The 22,027-nt window shown below is 55.3% G+C and carries 19 protein-coding genes and 1 tRNA gene; 13 read left to right on the forward strand and 7 right to left on the reverse strand.

Annotated features, from left to right (window positions below; all coding sequences use genetic code 11):
- Nucleotides 1-153: 153 nt before the first annotated feature.
- Nucleotides 154-2,061: an acetate--CoA ligase gene (gene acs, locus NG653_RS00255; RefSeq protein ID WP_252739648.1), complete on the forward strand. Its 1,908-nt coding sequence runs from the start codon at nucleotides 154-156 to the stop codon at nucleotides 2,059-2,061.
- Between the two features lie 18 nt (nucleotides 2,062-2,079).
- On the opposite strand, the gene NG653_RS00260 is transcribed toward acs, so the two are convergent.
- Complete coding sequence (locus tag NG653_RS00260; RefSeq protein ID WP_252739649.1) at nucleotides 2,080-2,481, reverse strand: hypothetical protein; 402 nt, start codon at nucleotides 2,479-2,481, stop codon at nucleotides 2,080-2,082.
- A gap of 353 nt (nucleotides 2,482-2,834) precedes the next feature.
- Between NG653_RS00260 and NG653_RS00265 the strand changes: the two genes are divergently transcribed.
- The 5 genes from NG653_RS00265 (at nucleotide 2,835) to NG653_RS00285 (ending at nucleotide 8,281) form a co-directional block, all read left to right on the forward strand.
- Nucleotides 2,835-2,908, forward strand: a tRNA-Arg gene (locus NG653_RS00265).
- 446 nt (nucleotides 2,909-3,354) lie between these two features.
- Nucleotides 3,355-5,121 (forward strand): NAD(P)H-dependent oxidoreductase subunit E, encoded by a 1,767-nt coding sequence (locus tag NG653_RS00270; RefSeq protein ID WP_252739650.1) that lies wholly within the window; start codon nucleotides 3,355-3,357, stop codon nucleotides 5,119-5,121.
- Entirely contained in the window at nucleotides 5,102-6,388 is a 1,287-nt protein-coding gene (locus NG653_RS00275) for an NADH-quinone oxidoreductase subunit B family protein (protein ID WP_252739651.1), read from the forward strand. Before NG653_RS00270 ends, NG653_RS00275 begins: the two co-directional genes overlap by 20 nt.
- A 10-nt stretch (nucleotides 6,389-6,398) precedes the next feature.
- Nucleotides 6,399-7,850, forward strand: a complete 1,452-nt coding sequence (locus tag NG653_RS00280; protein WP_252739652.1) for a Ni/Fe hydrogenase subunit alpha — start codon at nucleotides 6,399-6,401, stop codon at nucleotides 7,848-7,850.
- Nucleotides 7,847-8,281, forward strand: a complete 435-nt coding sequence (locus NG653_RS00285; protein WP_252739653.1) for a hydrogenase maturation protease — start codon at nucleotides 7,847-7,849, stop codon at nucleotides 8,279-8,281. Before NG653_RS00280 ends, NG653_RS00285 begins: the two co-directional genes overlap by 4 nt.
- A gap of 24 nt (nucleotides 8,282-8,305) precedes the next feature.
- Here NG653_RS00285 and NG653_RS00290 read toward each other — a convergent pair whose 3' ends face one another.
- The gene (locus tag NG653_RS00290) at nucleotides 8,306-10,186 is read right to left on the reverse strand and encodes an immunoglobulin domain-containing protein (protein ID WP_252739654.1); all 1,881 of its coding nucleotides are present in this window, start codon (nucleotides 10,184-10,186) and stop codon (nucleotides 8,306-8,308) included.
- A gap of 519 nt (nucleotides 10,187-10,705) precedes the next feature.
- On the opposite strand from NG653_RS00290, the gene NG653_RS00295 reads away from it, so the two are divergent.
- The 5 genes from NG653_RS00295 to NG653_RS00315 all read left to right on the forward strand — a co-directional run bounded on the left by NG653_RS00295 (nucleotide 10,706) and on the right by NG653_RS00315 (nucleotide 16,532).
- Complete coding sequence (locus tag NG653_RS00295) at nucleotides 10,706-11,950, forward strand: hypothetical protein (protein ID WP_252739655.1); 1,245 nt, start codon at nucleotides 10,706-10,708, stop codon at nucleotides 11,948-11,950.
- Nucleotides 11,951-11,953: 3 nt separating this feature from the next.
- The gene (locus tag NG653_RS00300) at nucleotides 11,954-12,610 is read left to right on the forward strand and encodes a hypothetical protein (RefSeq protein WP_252739656.1); all 657 of its coding nucleotides are present in this window, start codon (nucleotides 11,954-11,956) and stop codon (nucleotides 12,608-12,610) included.
- Complete coding sequence (locus NG653_RS00305; protein ID WP_252739657.1) at nucleotides 12,607-14,760, forward strand: adenylate/guanylate cyclase domain-containing protein; 2,154 nt, start codon at nucleotides 12,607-12,609, stop codon at nucleotides 14,758-14,760. Before NG653_RS00300 ends, NG653_RS00305 begins: the two co-directional genes overlap by 4 nt.
- A gap of 91 nt (nucleotides 14,761-14,851) precedes the next feature.
- A complete protein-coding gene (locus NG653_RS00310; RefSeq protein ID WP_252739658.1) occupies nucleotides 14,852-15,328 on the forward strand; it encodes a YdeI/OmpD-associated family protein in 477 nt (158 codons plus the stop codon).
- A 229-nt stretch (nucleotides 15,329-15,557) separates the two neighbouring features.
- Nucleotides 15,558-16,532, forward strand: a complete 975-nt coding sequence (locus tag NG653_RS00315; protein ID WP_252739659.1) for an Acg family FMN-binding oxidoreductase — start codon at nucleotides 15,558-15,560, stop codon at nucleotides 16,530-16,532.
- 86 nt (nucleotides 16,533-16,618) lie between these two features.
- Here the strand turns inward: NG653_RS00315 and NG653_RS00320 are convergent, their stop codons facing one another.
- From NG653_RS00320 to NG653_RS00340, 5 genes are all read right to left on the reverse strand, one after another.
- Nucleotides 16,619-17,176 carry a type 1 periplasmic binding fold superfamily protein gene (locus NG653_RS00320; protein ID WP_252739660.1) on the reverse strand — a complete coding sequence of 186 codons (558 nt, stop codon included), beginning with the start codon at nucleotides 17,174-17,176 and terminating at the stop codon, nucleotides 16,619-16,621.
- Nucleotides 17,177-17,205: 29 nt separating this feature from the next.
- Nucleotides 17,206-19,605 (reverse strand): TonB-dependent receptor, encoded by a 2,400-nt coding sequence (locus NG653_RS00325; protein WP_252739661.1) that lies wholly within the window; start codon nucleotides 19,603-19,605, stop codon nucleotides 17,206-17,208.
- 63 nt (nucleotides 19,606-19,668) lie between these two features.
- Complete coding sequence (locus NG653_RS00330; protein ID WP_252739662.1) at nucleotides 19,669-19,983, reverse strand: hypothetical protein; 315 nt, start codon at nucleotides 19,981-19,983, stop codon at nucleotides 19,669-19,671.
- A 62-nt stretch (nucleotides 19,984-20,045) separates the two neighbouring features.
- Nucleotides 20,046-20,411 (reverse strand): arsenate reductase family protein, encoded by a 366-nt coding sequence (locus tag NG653_RS00335; protein ID WP_252739663.1) that lies wholly within the window; start codon nucleotides 20,409-20,411, stop codon nucleotides 20,046-20,048.
- Nucleotides 20,412-20,432: 21 nt separating this feature from the next.
- On the reverse strand, nucleotides 20,433-20,648 hold the full coding sequence (locus tag NG653_RS00340; protein ID WP_252739664.1) for a hypothetical protein: 216 nt from the start codon (nucleotides 20,646-20,648) through the stop codon (nucleotides 20,433-20,435).
- A 154-nt stretch (nucleotides 20,649-20,802) separates the two neighbouring features.
- Here NG653_RS00340 and NG653_RS00345 point away from each other — a divergent pair, with 154 nt between their 5' ends.
- Nucleotides 20,803-21,642 (forward strand): universal stress protein, encoded by an 840-nt coding sequence (locus NG653_RS00345; protein WP_252739665.1) that lies wholly within the window; start codon nucleotides 20,803-20,805, stop codon nucleotides 21,640-21,642.
- Nucleotides 21,643-21,660: 18 nt separating this feature from the next.
- The gene (locus NG653_RS00350) at nucleotides 21,661-21,954 is read left to right on the forward strand and encodes a hypothetical protein (protein WP_252739666.1); all 294 of its coding nucleotides are present in this window, start codon (nucleotides 21,661-21,663) and stop codon (nucleotides 21,952-21,954) included.
- Nucleotides 21,955-22,027 lie beyond the last annotated feature (73 nt).

Genomic DNA, 22,027 nt, shown 5'->3' on the forward strand with positions numbered 1-22,027 from the left:
TTGTATAAATTTCAGAAGAAGTCGGCACAAATGCACTGACCTGCGTCAGCGGGATCCCGGAAAAGGGGGTGCCCGGGGTTCTTTTTCTTTTCCTATATTTAGTTCCCCGAGCAGCCGGGCAGGGTCCTGGCAAAAGAAATTGACGGAAACCCTATGAGCAATTACCACATCAAGCACCTGGAGGAATACTTCCAGGTTTACCGCAAATCGGTCCGCGACCCCGAGGCGTTTTGGGAAGAAATCGCGGAAGAGCATTTCAGCTGGAGGAAGAAATGGGACCGCGTCCTTCGGTGGGATTTCAGCAAACCCGAAGTGGCCTGGTTTGAAGGGGCCCGGCTGAACATCACCGAGAACTGCCTGGACCGTCACCTGGCGACACAGGGGGAAAAGACCGCCATTTTGTTCGAACCCAACGACCCAGGGGAACAGGCGCAACATATCACCTACCGGCAGCTCCATGAGCGGGTGTGCCGCATGGCCAATGTCTTGAAGGAGCAGGGTATTTCCAAAGGAGACCGGGTGTGCATCTATTTGCCCATGATCCCTGAGCTGGCCGTGGCAGTGCTGGCCTGTGCACGCCTGGGGGCCATTCACTCGGTGGTCTTTGCCGGGTTCTCTTCCAACGCCCTGGCCACGCGGATCAACGATTGCCAGTGTAAAATGGTTATTACCTCCGATGGCTCAATCCGCGGGTCAAAAACCCTCGACCTGAAGGCGATTGTAGATGCAGCCCTGGAAAGTTGCCCCGGGGTCGAAAGGGTGCTTCTGGTAAAACGCACAGGGGGGGAGGTTACCCTGGTCCCCGGAAGGGATACCTGGCTGCAACCCCTGCTGGACGGGGCTTCCCCGGCCTGCGAAGCGGAGGTCATGGACGCGGAAGACCCCCTCTTTATCCTGTATACCTCGGGCTCCACCGGCAAACCCAAGGGGATGGTCCATACCTGTGGCGGCTATATGGTATACACCGCCTATACGTTTAAAAATATCTTCCAGTATCGCGATGGGGATGTCTATTGGTGCACGGCCGACATCGGCTGGATTACCGGCCACTCCTACATCGTCTATGGCCCCCTGGCCAACGGGGCCACCACCGTCCTTTTCGAAGGGGTGCCCACCTACCCGGACCACGGGCGGTTTTGGAAGGTGGTGGAAAAGCACCGGGTCACCCAGTTCTATACGGCCCCAACGGCCATCCGGGCCCTGGCCCGTGAAAGCCTCGAATATGTGGAGCAGTACGACCTTTCTTCCCTGAAGGTCCTCGGGTCGGTGGGGGAGCCCATCAACGAGGAGGCCTGGCACTGGTACAACAACAACGTGGGCAAGGGGAAGAGCCCCATCGTGGATACCTGGTGGCAGACGGAAACCGGGGGGATCATGATCAGCCCCATCCCGTTTGTGACCCCAACCACGCCTACCTACGCCACCCTGCCCTTTATCGGGGTGCAGCCTGCCCTGATGGACGATGAGGGCAATGAAATAAAGGGCAATCAGGTTTCCGGGCGGCTATGCATCAAATTCCCCTGGCCTTCCATGGCCCGTACCATCTGGGGCGACCACCAGCGGTACCACGACACGTATTTTTCCACCTTCAAAAACAATTATTTCACCGGTGACGGCGCCCTGCGGGATGCCGTGGGATACTACCGGATTACCGGGCGGGTAGATGACGTCATCATCGTTTCGGGCCATAACCTGGGCACGGCACCCATAGAGGATTCCATCAACGAACACCCGGCCGTGGCCGAGTCGGCCATTGTTGGCTTCCCCCACGAGATCAAGGGAAACGCGTTGTACGGTTTTGTGATTTTGAAGGAAACCGGGGAGGGGAGGGACCGCGAAAACCTGCGCCGCGAGATCAACCAGCAGATCACCGAACAGATCGGCCCTATTGCCAAACTCGATAAAATCCAGTTCGTGCCGGGCCTGCCAAAAACCCGGAGCGGGAAAATCATGCGCCGGATCCTGCGCAAAATCGCCTGCAGGGATACCGCCGACCTGGGCGACATCAGCACCCTGCTCAACCCGGAGGTCGTGCAGGAGATCATGGACGAAAGCCTTTAGGTTTAAGGGGTTTCAGGCTCAGGGGTCAATATTCCAGCGCCGGTAAACGGACCGCAGGAATTCCCCATAGATTTCCTCGTGCATGGTATATTGCTCAGGGGTCAGGATTTTCCGGATTTCCGATTCCTGTTTGGTAAGGTATTCCTTTAATTTGCCTTTGAACTGTTCGGGGGTCCATTCCTGGTCCCTGTCGTCAAGACGGGCCATTTTTACCGCATAGTATGTCAGGATACTCTGGTACCGCGCCTCGGTTTCCTCGGAAAGCCCCATTTTTTGAAGGCCTTCATGATACCAAAGCTGCAGGTTGTCTTTTTCCTCCTGGGTAAAGATTTGGACTTTGACCTCGTTTTCCGGTTCCTGCTGCGCGCTTAAGGGGGCAAAGCCAATTAAGAATAACGCGGCCGATATTAGGTGTTTCATGGAATACATGTTTATATCCTGCACTAACGCATACCGATCCCTCTTGGTATGCCCGCGCTTCGAAATTTAAAGTCCCCTGGCGTTTGCCTGAAGAATTTTAGGCCTGATTTTTAGGTTAATCGTATATTTGCCCCGCCTTTGCACGCACTGGGCCCTTAGGCTGGTGAGTTCCCGACCAGGGGCCCTGGCACAACATAAGGTCGCGTAGCTCAGCTGGATAGCGCATCCCGCCTTTGGCGGGACGGTCCCGGGTTCGAGTTAAACATTTAAATATTGGTCGCGTAGCTCAGCTGGATAGCGCATCCCGCCTTTGGCGGGACGGTCCCAGGTTCGGGTGAAGCATTTAAAATGTTGGTCGCGTAGCTCAGCTGGATAGAGCATCTGCCTTCTAAGCAGACGGTCCCAGGTTCGAATCCTGGCGCGATCACTTAAAGCGCATAGCCCCGCAACCAGTGTTGCGGGGCTTTTTGCTTTCCAAAGAACCGCGAGCTTGCTCGCAAGGTTCGAAGGGAAGCAAAAAGCCGCAAGGCCCCAGGGCCTTGCGGGCTATGCATTTTCAGGCGGGATTGCCTTCAGGATCACCGAAGGTAATCCTGGTTTAAGCTTGCTTTTGCGAGGGTTTGAAGAAGCAAAAAGCCGCAAGGCCCCAGGGCCTTGCGGGCTATGCATTTTCAGGCGGGATTGCTTTCAGGATCACCGAAGGTAATCCTGGTTGAAGCTCGCTTGAGCGGATCGCGGGAAAGCAAAAAGCTGCAAGGCCAAAGGTGTTTTGGGGAGATAAGACCCGCGGTTCCAGGACCATTTATGATTTTGGTCATAGGACTTTCTGGAAGAATTCGGGAACTTGCATGTCAATTCTTGATCTTTCCTGGCATGATCAGTCCCTCCACTACTTTTTTCCGACATGAACCCCGGCGAAACCAGCTGGTGAATGAATTATGGAAAGCGCAGCAGCGCGACGGCCACATTACCGAACAGACCATGGAAGCATTGTCCAGGGACCTGGACATCTCCCTGATCGAAATACAGGGTGTGGTTTCGTTCTACCATTTCTTCCATACCCGTCCCACGGCCAGGCACGTCATCTACCTTAACAACAGCATTATTTCCAAAATCAAGGGATACGAAAGGATCCGGGAGGCCCTGGAGCGGGAAACCGGCTCACGGTTCAACACCAAGGATCGCACCGATACATTTGCCCTGTTCGAGACTCCCTGCATTGGCCTTAGCGACCAGGAACCCGCTGCCCTCATCGACTTCCACCCTTTCACCAACCTGAATGTGATGAAAGTGCGCGAAATAATCGCTGCCCTGAAGGACGGGAAGGAAGCCGCAGATATCTGTGACCAGCCCGCTGACCACATCCGGTACCTGCCCCCGAACAACCATACCATTTTCTTCAGGCCCTATACGGCCGGGGAAGGCCTCGGCAGGGCCATGGTCCTCAGTCCCGGGGAAGTGATAAAGATTGTAAAGACCTCGGAACTCTCGGGCAGGGGTGGGGCGTTTTACCCGACCTGGATCAAGTGGGACGGCTGCAGGAAACAAAAAGCCACCCCCAAGTATGTGGTCTGCAATGCGGACGAGGGGGAACCCGGGACCTTCAAAGACCGGGTATTGCTGGACAGGGAACCGGGCTCCGTGCTGGAGGGCATGATCATTGCCGGCTATGCCATTGGCGCGAAATACGGCATCATCTACTTGCGGGCGGAATACCGGTGGTTGCTCAGGAAACTGGAGGCCACCATCCAGCAATTTTACGACCAGGGCCTGTTGGGACGCGCCATCCGGGGAAACCCTGACTTCGATTTTGACATCCGCATACAGCTTGGGGCCGGCTCCTATGTTTGTGGCGAGGAAACCGCGCTCCTGGAATCCATGGAAGGCAAAAGGGGCGAACCCCGCACCAAGTGGTACTTTCCCGTGGAACGGGGTTACCTGCAAAAGCCGACCATCATCAACAATGTGGAGACCTTTGCGGCCGTGGCCCGGATGATGGAAATGGGGATCAACAACTATTTGAACCGGGGTATCCCGGGCTCTCCGGGTACCAAACTCATCAGTCTTTCCGGGGATGTGCGGAAACCGGGCATCTACGAGATCGAGTGGGGGATGACCATCGCCGAGCTCCTCGGACACGCCGGGGCGGAGGACCCGGCTTACATTCAGCTGAGCGGACCCTCCGGGGAGTGTGTCAGCATGAACCAGAAACACCGCAGGATCTCCATGCGCGACCTCCTGTCCACCCAGGATATCCGATGTGGAGGGTCCTTTATGGTGCTGAACCGGCACCGCGACATTATGACGATTCTTTTGAATTTCTCCGAGTTTTTCCTGAAGGAGTCCTGCGGGATATGTACCCCGTGCCGTGCCGGGAATTACATCATCCACAAAAAGCTGCAAAAGATGGCTAATGGCCTGGCCACCCAGGCGGATGTAGAGGAAATGCGCCAGTGGTGCCACATCATGAAGGAAACCAGCCGTTGCGGACTGGGCAAAACGGCCTATAACACCCCCCTTATGGCCATAAATGAATTTTCGGACTATTTCAGCGAAAAACTGGAAGGTGCGGGAAATGGCATGAACCTGAAATTTAACATGGACGAAGCGATCAGTGACTATGAAAAATACAAGGTCTGAAAAGCGGGTTACGATCACCATAGACGGGAAGCCCTATCAGGCGGCGGAAGGCCGGAACCTGGTAGACGCGGCCAAGGAGGCGGGGGTATTTATCCCTTCCCTATGCTACTTCAAACACTTGGACCCCCCCCTGGGTACCTGCAGGGCCTGTACCTGCAAGGTAAACGGCCGCAACGTACCGGCCTGTATGCAGCGGGTGGAGGAAGGCATGGCCGTGGAGGTGAACACCCCGGAACTTATCGATATCCGTAAGGCCCTGGTGGAAATGATGTTTGCGGAGGGTAACCACTTCTGCCCCTCCTGTGTGAAAAGCGGGAATTGCGACCTGCAGCACATGGGGTATGAACTCGGGATCACCCATATGCGGTTCCCCCACCTGTTCAGGGACCGGCACACCGACTACCAGTCCCGCCGCATGGTACTTGAGAACAACCGTTGCATCAAGTGTCGCAGGTGCGTGGAGGAGGTCTTCACGGACCAGGGCAAAAGGGTGTTCATGTACCAGAACCGGGGGATAGAAACCCTGGTGGGGATCGACCACGAGCAGGAAGCCCTGCTGACGGAAGCCCAGGCCGAGGCGGCCATGAACCTGTGCCCTACCGGGGCCATTGTGGTCAGGGGAAAACGCGTGGCGAAGCCTTTTGGCCTCAGGAGCTTTGACCAGCAGTCCGAACAGGAGGACTACGGCATCCGCTGGTCTGCAAACGGCGACCGCAGTCCCCGCGAGAAAAAGATGGTAGCTACGGTTTCCCTGGCCGGCTGTTTTGGCTGCCACATGTCCCTGTTGGATATCGATGAGGAAATCCTGGACCTGGTTGACCTGGTCGAATTCCACAAATCCCCCCTGACCGACATCAAGCGGTTCACCCAGCGGTGCGACCTTGGCATTGTGGAAGGGGGATGCTGCAATACCGAGAACATCGAAACCCTAAGGGAGTTTAGGGAGAATTGCGACATCCTGGTTGCCGTTGGGGAATGCGCCATCTGGGGCGGGCTGCCCGCCATGCGGAATACAATCCCCCTGGGGGAATGCCTGGAGGAGGCATTCATCAATGCCCAGACCAACGATGAGGGGGAGGGACGGGTGCCTTATCACGAGGACCTGCCCAAACTATTGAACCGCGTTTATGCCTGCAACGAGATCGTCAAGATCGATTACCTCATCCCCGGCTGCCCGCCCTCGGCGAGCCACCTTTGGAAGGTGATCCGCAATATCCTCTGGGGAGAGGAGTTTTCGGTCCTTTACCACGAGTTCAAATATGATTAGAACCTGAACCATGAGCAAAAAAATCATTATAGACCCGGTTACCCGTGTGGAAGGACACGGCCGGGTTACCATACACCTGGACGATGCCGGCAAGGTGGAAAAGACCTACTTTCACATCGTTGAATTCAGGGGCTTCGAACGTTTTATCCAGGGACACCCCTACTGGGAAGTGCCCGTACTGGTTCAGCGGCTTTGCGGCATCTGCCCGGTGAGCCACCACCTGGCGGCATCCAAGGCCATCGACCAGCTTGCGGGCATAGACCCGGAAGCGTTGCCGGGGCCGGCCAATGCCCTGAGGAGGCTGCTGCACTATGCACAGATCTTCCAGTCCCATGCGCTGCATTTCTTTTACCTGGCCTCCCCCGACCTGCTCTATGGGGTGGATGCCCCCGAATTGAAGCGCAACGTCATGGCCGTGGCCATGGACAACAAGGAACTGGCGCGAAAAGGGATCCTGATGCGAAAATTCGGGCAGGAATTGATACAGGCCATAGCGGGTAAGAAGATACACGGCCTCACCTGCCTGCCCGGGGGGGTACACAAAGCCCTCACCCTGGAGGAAATAACCTATTTCCTGGATGGAAAATCCATCCCGGACGTGGACACCATGATCGCCTGGTCCCTGGAGATCCTCGATTTCATCAAAGAGTATCACGCCAAGCACCAGTCGTTTATGGACCACTTCGCCAGCCTGCCTTCCGGACACCTGGGCATGGTTTCCGAAAAAGGGGACCTGGAATTGTACCACGGGGTGATGCGGGCGATTGACGCCGAGGGAAGGGTCACCCTGAAGGACGTATCCACAGACTCCTACCAGGACTATTTTTCGGAGCACGTGGAACGCTGGTCCTATATGAAGTTCCCATACCTGAAACACCTGGGGCTTGAGAAGGGATGGAACCGTGTGGGGCCACTGGCGCGGATCAATATCTGCGACCGGATCCCCACCCCTCTGGCAGAGCGCGAACGACACTTGTTTTTCGCCCTTAGCGGAGTATCGGTAAACAACCATACCATGTATACCCACTGGGCACGCCTGATTGAGCTGCTTCACTGTGCCGAGCTCATCAAGGACCTCCTGCACAACCCGGAAATCCTCGGCACCAACCTGGTCCGGGAAGGGACCCCCAGGAAGGAGGGTATCGGCATCCTGGAAGCGCCCAGGGGCACCCTGATCCACCATTACGAAGTGGACGACAACGGCATGATCACACGTTGCAACCTGATTGTTTCCACCACCCACAACAACGAGGCTATGAACCGTACCGTGAACCGGGTGGCCGGGGAGGTAATCTCCGAGCAGGGCACCATCACGGAAGGTATGCTAAACCAGGTGGAGGTAGCTATCAGGGCCTATGACCCCTGCCTGAGCTGTGCCACCCAGGCCCTTGGCAAAATGCCGCTTCAGGTAGAGTTGTACGGGCCGGGAAATGAATTGCTGAAAACGGTATCCTCCTCATGAAGTCTATTCTCCTGGTCGGGATAGGGAATACGGGCCGTGGCGATGACGGTCTCGGCTGGGCCTTTGCAGACCGGCTCCTGGAAGACGAACGCTTTGAGGTTGTACGGCGCTACCAGCTTCAGGTAGAGGATGCTGAACTGATTTCCCGGTATAAACAGGTGTGGTTTGTCGACGCCTCCCACAAGGCAGTCAGGAATGGTTTTTCAAGTGAACGGCTACGGGGACAGGGGCAATTCTCCTTTACCACCCATTCCCTGCACCCGGAGGCAGTGCTGCAGTTGTGCCACCAATTGTACGGGCAAAGGCCGCAAACCCAACTGCTTGGCATCAGCGGGGAGGACTTTGAGCTGGGTCACGGGCTTTCAGAAGCCGCCCGGGAACGACTGGAAAAAGCGCATGCCCATTTTATGGAAGAGGTCGGGTCAGATTAAACATTTCCCTGGCTGCTTATGGGTCTAATTCTTATTGACGCGGTAGGTAATCCTGCGATTTGAGATAACCCCGTTAACGCGAAGGGTTAATATGGCCGTATCTGAAGTGGTTAACCCGCAGGCGTATCCCGTATTCGATATGACCACCCGATATTGATTGTTGTTATCACTGGCTGTTGGATGGGTTATCACCAGGGTATTGGAATTTGTACCGGAATAGATGCCTGAATCCGTGAGGTCTGTCCAGTTCCCGCTATCGAATACCTGCCATTGGTACTGATCGCCAACGGAAGCCACGGAAAGGCTGGCGACACAGCCGGGACACGTAGTCGCATTCCCGGGCTGAACGCTTATGCCGGGCGCGGCTCCTGATTCCCGAAAATCGAACACGGTATTGGCATCATTGTCGTTGGGCAGGGTATACCCGTCGGAACCACTGGTTACTAACCCATTGGGATCAATAATTACCGGTAAAGGGCCCAAGTACCCGTCATCGTTGTCATCGGTGAAACCGGCTTCTGTAACATCGTTACACCCATCACCATCGGCGTCGGGTTCGTACGGATCGGTTGTCCCGTCGGAGTCCGAGTCTAAAACAGCATAGAGCAGATTTGCATATGGGGTGTCATTATCCTCAATGATGTCGAATAGGCCGTTGCTTCCGGAACCGGTGGGGGCCCCATCTATCCTTCCATCGGCATTGCTATCGGAAACCCCGCTTTCATTCAACACCGCCGACTCCACAATATCGTAGATTCCATCATTGTCCGAATCCAGGTCCAATTCATTCCTGATGCCATCCCCATCGGTGTCACACAGGGAACTGGCGAATAAATTTCCCGTAAACCCCTCGGGTCCCGGTCCCGCCTGATTGATGATGGTGAACGTATTCGAATTGCCCGGAATCCAGGTTACGGTGTTAAAAGCGGTTGCAGCCTGGGCCTGCATCGGCTCCAGCGAAGTGGAACCTGTGGTCCTGGTCCCGTATAAACCGACCGCCCCGGTTTCATTGATAATCAGGCGAAGCCTTGGCAACCCATTGGAATTGGCCACCCATGGGGAGCTGATAAAACTGTTGTCAGACTGGAACACAAAATATTCCTCACCCACTTCCAGGGCGCCACTTTCAAACTCCAAAATGGAAGGATGAACGGGAACGCCATTGACCTCCAATTGAAATGAGTTGTCCATGGACGAGAAGTCCAGCCGTAAATACCCGGTATCCGTATGGTTTACCACCACGGACCGTTCCCCTACATTGGCCGAAACCAAAAAGGCGGCATTTGCCGTGGTGCAGTATTCTTCTTCATCGGTAATCCCGTCATTGTCGTCATCCAGGTCCGCCGCATCGCCAATACCATCCCCATCGGAATCCAACAGGGGTATGGAGGTAGCGCTAATCAGCACATTGTCGATAAACGCCCGGTCGTTATTGCCCGACCAGTTCCCGCCACCTTTTTGGAATCTTATGGTGGTCGCGGCGGATAGGTAGGCAGAGATATCCTGACTAAAGGAACCACTTTGATTTCCATCGAAGGTATCCAAAGTCGTATAGGAAACGCCGTCAGCGGACACCTCGATGACCAGGGTTTCACCAGGTTCCAGGCTCGAGGTACGCCAATCAAAGGTAAGGGTTGCGGCCGTGTATGCACTTAAATCGGCAGAGCGTTCGATGTTCTCTGCCCATAGGTATTGGAACCTCAATTCATTTCCTGTAATTCGTATATACCCGCTTGATGGCGAATTGTCGTCATTGGATTCCACCCAGGCCGTGGACCAGTTTTGGGTGCCGTCATTGTTGGAATAGGATACGGTTCCAAAGGTGTCCTGGAAGGTCTCCTGAGCCCTGGAAGGGTTTAAAAAAAGGATTAAGAAAACAAATACTAAAACGTTGAAAAACTTCATTAGTTGTAGGCAAACACAGGTGCGGGTAAAAATAGAATTGTATGTAAAGTATTACAATAATTTGTTGTGAATGGCTGGAAAGTGTTGGTTTGCCAGACTTGCGGATCAAATAAACAGGCTTTTTCGGCCGGAATCCCCTGAAATAAGGAATGCAGGCATATACAGGGAAGCTGACCAGGCCCTTTTGTCCGAGATCGGGGCGGAAGGCCGACGGATGAGTTGAAGGATTCCCCACTGGCCGTGCTCCCGCATCCTTTATTTTACTATCTTCCCATGGCACAAGGGGCTGCGTGGGGTTCAGGCTGAACCGTCCCGGGGTCCCTTCCGGTTGACAGGGCAATATTCGCGGCGATTTGGTCCGTCAACAAATTTTCAAAACACCCGCATGCGGGGCGTTCAGGGAGGTAAACAGGTATTCCGAAAGGAAGCTATGGCATTGCACCTTTCCTGCTTAAGCCCTAATGTTGTACCGTAAATGAAGCCAACCCGCGCAAGCGACCAAACCGACCAAAAACTATTATGAAAACCCCTGTTGTGTTAAGGGCGAGCCTTTTTACCGGCCTCGCCGCCCTGATTTTAAGTGTGAATTACGGGTGCGACCCGCCCCGGGTTGCGTCCGTTAAGGATGCTGAAGTTCCCGTCCTGAAGCCCTGGGACTATTCGATCGATTCCCTGTATGCCCTGCGTTACCCTGACCGGTATGCGTGGGACCTGTTCCGTGCGGTGAACTGGCCTGCGGACACCGTTCGGCTCGCTGCTGACACCACAAAACACCTGGGCGATCCGGGCCTGGTCGTGTGGCAGACCTGGAAAACGGCGCCACAGATCTACCTTCCCGACGGCAGCAAGCCCGGGGCCTGGAATGAACAAAACTTTGAGGCCCGCACGTTGGAGGATTTTTCCCCCTTTTCCATCAAGGAAAAACTGCCCGACATTACCCAGGACCCAACCTACGGCCTCGAAGAAGTGGCCATGAACAAACCGGCGTTTGAATATGTGGTGGCAAAGGAACTCTACAACCTCAATGGCCAGCTGGAATTGTACAATTCGGATGAGGCCATGGCATTCCCAAGGGAAGCCCTGGAAATCAAAGTGAAATGGCGTCGTATTGCCGACCGGAATTACGACAAGGCGCGCTACCACTGGCAGTACATCACCGTAATGGACAGCGGCCGTACCCGAAAGGAGCTCTATGGGCTGGTGGCCATCCACATCACCAGCCGGGTACTCAAAAAATGGCTCTGGGCCACCTTTGAGCATGTAGACAGCCGGAGCCAGAAACACGAGGGCGATGATGGCTGGCTGCTGCCTTCCAAAGACCGGTTTGCCTGTTACGACCCCCCTTATGACTGCGAGCGCGCACCCGTAAACATTGGGCTTGAGGGAACCAAGTGGGAATATTTCCTGTTGAGGGGAACCCAGACCGACTACCTGGATGAGGACCAGCGGCCTTCCCTCCTGGCTAATTCCAATGTGGAACGGGGCTTTCAGTTATCCTCTTCCTGCATTACCTGCCATTCCCTGGCCACCATTGGCCCAACGTACACCCAAAACGATACCATCCAAATGCACCGTATCGACTTCCTTCCCCAGCCCCCCTTTACGGTCGACGGGGTCATGTTCGGCGGTAAGGGCTATGTCGGGACCCCTGACAGCACACTGTTCAGGCTGAAGGATGGTCAGAAAATGAAGCAATCCGACTTTGTGTGGTCACTTTCCAGGGCCGCCTGGAACACCTCCGGTTCAACCCCTACAAAAGAATAGACAATGAGCATTACAGGAAAAAATGTTACTTATGAGGAACTCGCGCCCCTGCTGAAGACCGGGGACATCGTTCTGTTCCACGGAGACAGCCAGTTCCAGGAGGTTATCGATGCACTTACCGGCAGCCCCTATAACCATATGGCTATGGTGGTTCTCAGCAAAGACCTGGGTGGGCCTCCATCCATGGCGCCGATCATGCTCTGGGAATCCACGCCCTACGCCATTACCGAAGACCAGGAATTACACCGGCCCAAGGCGGGCCCTACCCTGGTGGATCTGGAAACCCGCATCAACCAGGAGGTGGAGCGGGGCATGTTTTTCAGGTTTGTCTTCAGGCAGTTGTCGCGTCCCTTGCAGGATGTAAATTTCCGACCCCTTAAAGGGGCCATCCAGCACGCCTATCCCGACACCTTCCCGACAGACAAATGGTTTTTTATCAAGGGGATCATCGGAAGGATCTTCAACCGGGAAGTCCGGCAACCGACCTTCTTCTGTTCAGAACTGATCGCCTACACCTACCAGAAGATGGGGTTGCTCTCCACCCAGCATCCGCCCGACTATTACTGGCCCAAGGATTTTTCTATTAAAGGACGCCTGCCCCTGCGCGACAATGAAATGTTGGGCGAAAATTTACTCCTTGAATTACAGGTGAAAGAATGACCCGGGACCCCCAAATCTCCAACCGCCGCCTGCTGAGGATCTTCATGGTCGCCCTGATCGGCGTGGCGATTTTTATGGTGTGGAAATCCGTCCACAAATTTCCCGGCGGCCTTTATGCCGTGGCCGGTCAGCTTTCCCTGTCGGGACAGAAGCTTCAAAACGAAGCCGTGCCCCTGGACGGGGAATGGAAATTTGCCTGGAATGCCCTCCACAGCCCGGAATCCTTTCCCACAGGCCAGGCAGAAGTCATGACGTTGCCCCGCATCTGGAATGGCTTCACCTATGGGGATGATGAGCTGCCTGCCCACGGGTATGGCACTTACCAGCTGGAGGTCGCCATGCAACCCGGTGGGAAGGATGGCAGCATGGCCCTTTATATCCCCTTCATCCATTCCTCATACGCCCTCTATCTGCAAGACCAGCTTGTGGCCTCCGATGGCACTGTGGGGCGTTCCCCGGGGGAATATACCCCCAGTGCGCGCACGCAGATCATCCCCTTCACGCCCCAGGGCGATACGCTCAAGGTCACCCTGCAGGTGGCCAATTTTGCCTATTCGATGGGGGGGGTCTGGCAAAGCCTTCGTATGGGTACGCGGGAGATGGTGCAGAAGCACTACGACCGGCAACTCGCCTTTGACCTGTTTACCATCGGCGGGTTGTTCTTGATGAGCATTTACCACATTGCCCTGTTTTTCATGCGCCCGGGAATACGGTCCAACCTGTATTTTGGCCTGCTCTGTTTCTTTTTGTCCGTCAAAAACCTGTTCACCGGGGTTGTTTTTTTCTATACCCTGTGGCCTGGTGCCTCCTACGAAATCGGGCTGAAACTCATCCACATCTCGATTTTTGCCAGTGTGGCCCTGCTCTGGCTCTTCCTACGGGAATTGTTCGAAAATGACTTCCCCCGGGTCGTTAGCAAATCCCTCCTGGTCCTTTGCGGGTTGGGGATCGCGGTGACCCTGGTTTTTCCTTCCCCGGTTTACAGCGCGCTCATGTTTGGCTTTTGGATCGTCAGCGGCGTGGTCATTCTGCTGATCCTGAGAGGGATTTATCGTGCGGTCATCAGGAAGAAAGAGGGGGCCCAGCTGATCCTGGCCGGTATTGTGTGCTTTATGCTCACGGTGGGTCATGACCTGGCCATTGATGCCAGGCTTATCCAGAGCGTCTATCTGGCAGGGGCCGGTTTTTTCCTCTTTATCTTCAGCCAATCCCTGCTTTTGGCCGTGAAATTCACGAATTCCTTCCAGAACGTCGAGAACCTCACCGAGGACCTGATCAACACCAATACCTCCTTCAGCCGTTTTGTGCCGGATGAATACCTGTCTTACCTGAACAAGAAATCCATCCTGGATGTGGAACTCGGCGACAGTGTGCAGCGGGAAATGACGGTGTTTTTCTCCGATATCCGATCCTTTACGTCCCTGTCGGAGTCTATGTCCCCGAAGACCAACTTTGCCTTTATCAATGATTACCTGGGTCATGTGGTCGATTTTATCCACTCCAAAGGGGGGTTGGTAAACCAGTACCTGGGGGATGGGGTGCTGGCCCTCTTTACGAAAAACCCGGTAAATGCGGTACAGGCGGCGGTCCAGATACAGGTCGGGATGTCGGAGGTCCGCACCCTTGGTGGATTCGAGCTCAAGGCCCCCATCCAAACCGGTATCGGGATCCACACCGGCCCTTTAATCCTCGGCATGATGGGCACGGACCGGCGGCTTACGCCCAGTGTCATCTCCGATACCGTAAATACCGCCTCGCGCCTTGAAGGGTTAACAAAGTTTTTCGGGGCACAGATCATTGTAAGCGAGCCGGCCCTGATGCAAATCACCGACCTGTCGCAATTTGAGTATCGCTTCCTGGGCAAGGTAACGGTGAAGGGAAAGCAGGATGCCCTGAAAATATATGAAATCATGGACGGCCTGCCCGAAGCGGTCAGGGAGCTGAAGACCTTTACCAAAAGGGGGTTTGAAGCCGGGCTGGAGTTGTACTTCAAAAAGGACTTTTCAGAAGCCATGGCCCGGTTTAATGAAGTGCTTTCTGTGAACCCCGACGACCTTGCCTCACGAATTTATTTCCAGAATTCCCAGCAGTATATGAATGATGGGGTGTATGAGAGTTGGGAAGGCGCGTTGAAGATGGAGCTCAAATAAGGGGCAGGCGGGGGTTGCGGTCAGACGCTGTTACCGGAAGCGTTTTCAAACCGCTCAATGAAAAGCGAAAAAGTGAATTTGGAGTCAGGTTATGCCAACGGAATATGTAGTCGAGAAATTCGATAGCGGCATGCACTTCATCCGGGTCGATGAAACGACCGCAGTCGCCCTAACGAAAAATGGGAACAACAGGGCCCTGTGCACCCTGAATGGCCAGGTTTCATTCCACTGTGCCCTTATGCCCAAAAAAGAAGGCGGATACTTTGTAAACATCGGCACCACCCACTGCAAGAAGTTAAGGATAAAAGAAGGCTCGAGGGTGTCGGCCGTTTTTTCGGAAGATGTTTCGGAATATCAATTCGAAATGCCCGAGGAACTCAGGGAAGTACTTCGGTCTGACCCTGAAGCCGACCAGCGCTTTCATGCGTTGTCGGCAGGGAACCAACGCAGCCTGATGTACCTGGTGGCCCAGGTGAAATCGACTGACAAACGCATTGAACGGGCCCTGAAGGTTGCGGAAAAGCTGAAAGCCGGCATCACCTCCCCCCGCAAGATCCTGAAGGGATAACGTCCCGTGTAGGGATCGGGGTTTGCCATTCGGCGACCACACCGGTTTTCAGGGAAAACCAGGGGGAGGAATCCTAAAGGCCGTTGAAAAACCCAGGGCTCCCATAGACTCGGCCAGGGCGGTGACCCCAGGTGATATTTCGTTGACATTTAGTGGTTTATACTGATCAATGTCATAGGTGAATTCCCTCCACAGGACTACTTTTACGGACACCTGTAAACATCTTTCCATGAAACTAGAATGGAATTGCCAAAAACTGGTCGCCTTCGGGGGCATGGCCCCTTCCGGCCACAATACCCAGCCATGGACGTTTGTGTGCGGGGAAAACAGCCTGCAGATCCACCCCGATTTCAGCCGTTCCCTGCCGATAGTAGACCCCGATAACCACGCGCTCTATATCAGCCTGGGCTGTGCTGCAGAAAACATAATCCTTGCTGCCAGGGGGGAAGGACTCCGGCCCGAACTATCCCTTGAAAAGGATTCGGCAGGGGTTGTATTTATCCACATCCGCCTGTCAGAAGCAGACCCGATACGCTACGACCCCCTGCTGGAATTTGTCGAATCGAGGCAGGTGGCCCGCAATGCATACGAAGACCGGGCTGTCCCCGCCAGGGACCTGAAGGAACTGGTCGACGCCTCCCGAATGGATGGTGTGGAAGTCCGCACCCTTACCTCAGCGGAAAAGATAGAGGCCATGGAGCCCCTGATCATTGAAGGGAGTAACTTGCAGTTTGAGAATGAAGATTTTGTCGGGGAACTGGTGTCCTGGATCCGGTTTTCCAAAGGGGAGGCCCGTAAAAAGCAGGATGGTATCTGGCATGCCAGTATGGGTATGCCCGCCACGGGAAGGTGCCTCGGGGAATTGATTATGAAAAAGTTCGTGTCTGCCAAAAGCGAAGCGAAACGCTGGAAAGGGCTCCTGCGCGCCTCGGCGGGGTTGGCGGTTTTCATCGCCGAAAAGGACGATATCGCCCACTGGGTGAAAGTAGGCAGGGCCTTTCAGCGGTTTGGCCTTACCGCTACGCGACTTGGGATCCAACACGCCCATGTGAACATGCCCTGCGAGGAACCTGCCGTGCGCAAAAAGCTGGCGGCAGCCCTGGGACTCGACCGGGGACACCCCCTGTTGTTGGTGCGTTTCGGGTATTCCGAACCTATGCCGTATTCCTTCCGGCGGCCGGCTGCAGAGGTCCTCAGCGAATAACTCCGCAGCACACAAAAAAAACCCGCCACAGAAGGCGGGTTTTCCTTATTTGGCCCCAAAGCGGGCTATTCGGGCAGTCAATTCAATTACGGCAGGATCACCACATTAAAGGTCTGCGCGATATCCGTTTCGCCCCCGGCATCGGCCAGGCTCCCGTCATTCGGCTTCTTCAAATCGTGCCTCAGGGTAATGGCCAGGGTCCCGGTACTGGCATCGTTGGCCGTAAGGGTGAACTCGGTCCCCAGCGGGTTGTTATTGCCATCGAAGTTGGCATAGGCAATGCTGGCGTTCAGGCCCCCGCCCACCGTAAAGAAGAACTGGTGTTCGTCATCTTCCTCTTCCACCTCTTCGGTAATGTTTTCCGCCGGGGTTTCCGTTTCGTTCAGCAAAACGATCACGCCGTTATAAGTGGTGTTGGCGGAGAGTTCCCCTGAGACCGTGACCACCGGGGCATTGGGGCCGTCCCCGTCCAGGTCCCGCGTTTGCAGGGTAATGGCAGTGCCACCGCCCTGGGGGGTGAGGGTAACCGTCATGGTGGTGATGACTTCTTCTTCGTTGACCGGGTCCGGATCGTCATCGTCGGAGCAGGAGGCCAGCAGGATTCCGGAGAACGCGAGGAATGCTAAAAATTTACGTGTTTTCATAAGGCAAGTGTTAATTAAGGTTTAAAGGATTAATAGTTGAGTTTCAATTGAAGGATAATATTTCGTCCAAGGTCATCGGCAAAATACCGCTGCCGGTTCAGGTATTCGCGGTAGCGGGTATTGAGCAGGTTTTCCACCGTCAGGACCGAACTCAGGTTCAGCCCTTTGCCCAGCGGGAATTGCATCCCCGCCCTGAGCCCCAGCAAGTGGTACGCATCCGGGGGGGTGTTGATTTCCAGCACCACTTCTTCCTGTTGGGAAGGGGAGAAGACGCTGATGTTGGGGGGGAACTCGTTCTGCCGGAACACATAGGTGCTCTCCAGGCCCACTTCCAGGCCCTTCCAGGAAGGATTCCGGTAGATCAGGGTGTTCCGGGTAATGGGCGCCGGCATATTGATCAGGGCCACGTCCTGGTCGAGTTCCTTTCCCCTGACCAGGGAAAACCGGTGTTGCGATTCCCAATGGGCCGACCACCGGTAATACCCGGAGGCATCAAAACCCAGCAGGCGCGCATCGGTTTGGCGGTAGCTCCAGACCGGGAAGGCCCCGCGGATGGTGAACTCCACCCCGGTGGGTTCCAGCAAAATAAAGTCCTGGATATGGTTCAAATAGGGCTCCAGGGTCAGTCCCCAGCGGTCGCCTTCCCGCTCATAGGCCAGGGAAACCCGGTGGGAGGTCTCGTTCCCGATTCGCAGATCGCCGAGTTCAATACGCGCTGCCGAATGGTGCAACCCGTCGCTGAAAAGCTCTGCCGGGTTGGGTGGCCGCTGGGCAAAGGCGTAATTGGCGCGGAGCTCTGAATGGGCATCCAATTGGCGGCGTGCCCCGGCTGTGGCTGAAAGGTTGTGGAAGTCCAGCACCGGGTTGGTCAGCAGCTGGGTGCCCAGGTCCTCTACCACGATGTCGGCAAAATCCTCGTCGTATCCGCGCTCTTCCCACCGCGAGGTGCGATAGAACTTTTGCGCATCGATGCGGTTATAGTCATAGCGCAACCCGGCTTCCACCAACCAGTCGGGCCCAAACCGGTATTCCCCGGTCAGGAACCCGCCTAGGTCGTATTTCTGGTAATCCGGAATCAGGCGGCGCACCCCGGTATCGGGATTGGCAAAGTTGTCCTGGAAGCGGCCGAGCACGCCGGCCATCACCTTCAGGTCGCGGGAGGAATCCCACGTAAAATCGGTCATCAGGGTGTGGGTGGTCAGCTCCAGGTCTATGGCGGGCTTGTTGCGGTCGGCCCCCACCCGTACGTCGTATTCAAACCTCCGGTTATTCTGGAAGTCATACTGGGCCGTCCATTTCCCGAGTCCTTTGATCCTAAGGTAATAGCCTGCCTTGGCCAGGTGGTGGGTAACTTCCTGCCGGGGGACCCCAAGGTCATAGGTAAAGGGTTCCACAACGGAGGGTTCCCCGGAATTGATACTCCCGATAAGGTCGTCGATGTTCCCGATGTGGGAAGCCCGCAGTACCGCTATGTCGGCCCGGTAAAAGGAATAGTCCAGGTCCCAGCCCTGGTTGAGCAACCGTTTCCCGGTGTGGAGCGAAAGGCCTACCTCCTGCATGCCCGTGTTGGACAGGATGTAGTCCGGCGCCTCCCGGTCGCCCAGCTTTTTATAGGAAGCCTGCCCATTGAGGTACCAGCCGGAGGCAAAGGTCCGGGTTAGTTCGGTACTGGCCGACCCACCGCGTCCGTTGGATACATAATTCAGGAGGGTTTTCCCGTACAGGGAATCCTTCACCGCAATCCGTTCACGTTCGATAATCACCAGGCCTCCGATGGCGTCCCCGGCGTATTTCAGGGCGGCGGCCCCTTTCACCACCGAAACCTGGTCAGCGGAATTGATGTCGATGTTCGGGGCGTGCTCATCCCCCCATTCCATGTCCTGCATGCGCACGCCGTCATTCAGGATCAGCACCCTGCTGCCGGTAAGCCCGCCTATGGCGGGTTTTACAATATTGCTACCCGTATTCAGGGAAGAAACCCCGCTAAGGGTGCGCAGGGCGTCGCCCAGGCTGGCCGAACTGTAGTCTTCCAGGGTCCGGGTGGAAAGACGCTGTTCCTGCCCCGTTTTGGACTGGTCTGCAAGGATGTCGCCGAATACCTGCACCTCTTCCAGCTCCTCCAGGTGGTGCTCCATTTCAAAATCCTTTCGGGTTTCCCCCTTGATTTCAAGGTTGTATAGCAGGGTGAGGCACTGGGGGTGGGAAAGCTCTACTTCAAAATCCCCTTCGCAAAGGCCTTCAATGCGGTACCGGCCGTCCAAATCCGTAAGGGCGGCTTTCTGCTGCCCGAGAACCAGTACCGTGGCCCCGGCCAGGGGGGTCTGGTCGTGGAAATCCAGGACCCTGCCCGAGAGGGTGGCCTGACACTGCTGGGCGATAGCCGGAATTTGGAATAGTACAAGTAGCACGAGGGCTATGGGAATTCTCATATGCGGATTTAAGGGTGGTAATACGCGGGGGCCCCTGGGCGGGGACATAGAACAGGACGGTGGTTAAACCAGTTCCAAGGCGTAGACAGGGGGTGGGCGGCAAAACAGGGCGCCTTCAAGGTGGACGGGGCAAAGGGCGGGCAGGGGTGCCTCGGCGGGATGCCCGGGCAGGGGAGCCTCAACCCTTACTTCGATGGCCTGGGCCAGGGGAGGGTGGAAAGGGGTTGATTCCAGGACCAGCGCATATTCGCACCACTCGCAGGCGGGGCCGTTTTCTTCATCGGCATGCAGGAGTCCATGCGATTCCATGCTTTTGGCCCCGAGAAAGGCCAAAAGGAGGAAGATGGAAGAAAAATAATGGAACCACCGGGTACTCATAGGGGCGAAATTACAATTTTAGCGTCTGGCCAAGTGTTAACGAAATGTGAACACTTGGGATTTCAGATTTTAATGATGTCCGTCGGGGTTTCCACCAAAATAGTCAGGTCTCCCCGTAGCGCAATTGGTTGTTTCATGATCTCGGGGTGTTTTTTGATCATTTTGATCCAGTCTTCCGAGGAAAACTCATGGGGCTCGAAGTGATTTTTATAGGTGGGGTGTTCCTGGTTGACCAGGTCCCTCACTTCCAGGCCGAGCCTTCCCGCCAGTTCGCTGATTTGGGTACCCGTCAGGGGGGTTTTCAGGAGGTCGATTTCCTGTACCGGAAGGCCCTCTGCCCGGGCATAGGCAATAGTTTGTCTGGCCCGGCTGGAATTCGAATTGTAATACAGGGTGATCATTCGGTCTGAGGTGGCAATTTCTCCCATGGTCAATCGATTTTCGGAGGGTTAATCCCCTTTTTGATGTGTTTCAAGGTGGTGCCAAAGCAACTGCTTCAGGGAGGTGAGGTATTCCTGGAGGACACGGGTGTCAATTTGTGGGTGTTCGCTGACCGGGAGGGTAATCGGGTTCTCCCCCAGATACTGGTAGAGCTCCGGGTAATTGGTCTCGATGTTGCTGGTCAGCAGGGTAATGTCCTCCAGCAGGGTTTTCATATCCTTCATGACAGCTGGTTTTTGGGATCCAACAACGAAGGTAGCGAGCACATGGCTAAAGGAAAATGACCGGGGTCACTTTGCCGGGACAGCCCCGCTGACCCAGGTCATTTTATCCCATTGAGCTACCCTTTACCTTTAGGGGGTAAAAAATCCTGAAGCCTTGAAGACCATCCTTTACGCCACCGATTACTCGGAGAATTCCGCCCCTGCCCTGCAGTTTGCCTATCGGATCAGCAAGGTGCTGAACGCACGCCTGCTGGCCATCCACGTTTTTGACTATCCCACCATCCTTCAGACCGAAGTACAGGAACCTTTTCCCCACCTGGAAGAAGACGCCTTTAAAGCGCATACCCGGAGGCTGAAGGATTTTTGCAGGTCCCACCTTGGCGAAGGCGCCAAAGTGGAAATCGAAGCCCTCGAACATAAAAATGTCAGGGAGGCAATTGCAGGCAAGGCCCTCGAGGAAGGGGCTTCCCTGCTGGTGGTCGGCATGAAGGGCGGCAGTGCCCTGCGGGAACTGTTGATGGGCAACACCACCAAAAAGCTTATCGAAGAAGCACCCTGCCCGGTCTTGTCGATCCCTGGGGATGCTTCATTCAATGGCTTGGAGACGATCGTATATGCCACCGATTTCGAGGAAGAAGACATAGCCGTGCTCAGGGAACTCGCACCCGTGGCAGCGGCTTTTCAGGCCCGTATCAGGGCTGTCCACATCGCCTCGGACAAGGAATATGCCAACCTGCAGCGCAGGGAATGGTTCCAGGAGGCACTCAAAAAGGAGCTTCCTGAAGCCAAAATCACCTTCGAGCAGGAGGTTTCAGAGCACGCTTTCGAGGCCCTCAGGGTTTACCTGGGCGACCACAACGCTGACCTGGTGGTGATGCTGGAGCGCAAGAGGAAAGGGTTCCTCGAACCAATCTTCCATCGCGACAGGGTAAAAAAGATGGAATCCTACGGGAGGATCCCCCTGATGGCCTTCCACGAAAAAAATTTCCAGTAACCTCCTAAACCCAGACCCATGGCCAGAAGAATCTTCAGAATCGTCATGGCGGTGGCCATAGCCATAGCCATTTACCTTTATCTCAGCAGGGAGGCCCATACCGCGGTATTTTCCATAGTTGCCTCCAGCCTTGCTTTCCTCCTGTTCAGTTTTGGGGTGCACGGGCTCATTGCCCATTCCCTGCATCCAAAATTCAAGGGCAACATCATAGTTTACCCCATGTGGATGTGGGTCCTATGGGCTATCCTCTTCCTGTTGTTCGTCTTCTTGCTCATCCCACAGTTCTGTCCCGGCTTCGCGGTTATTCCCTGACGGCTGGCCTTTGGGCTATTGAGCCAGGTGAAAATGGATGCGGGAACAAACGGCGGTTCACATACAATGCGAT

It is taken from the genome of Robiginitalea marina (assembly GCF_024006985.1).
GTDB lineage: Bacteria > Bacteroidota > Bacteroidia > Flavobacteriales > Flavobacteriaceae > Robiginitalea > Robiginitalea marina.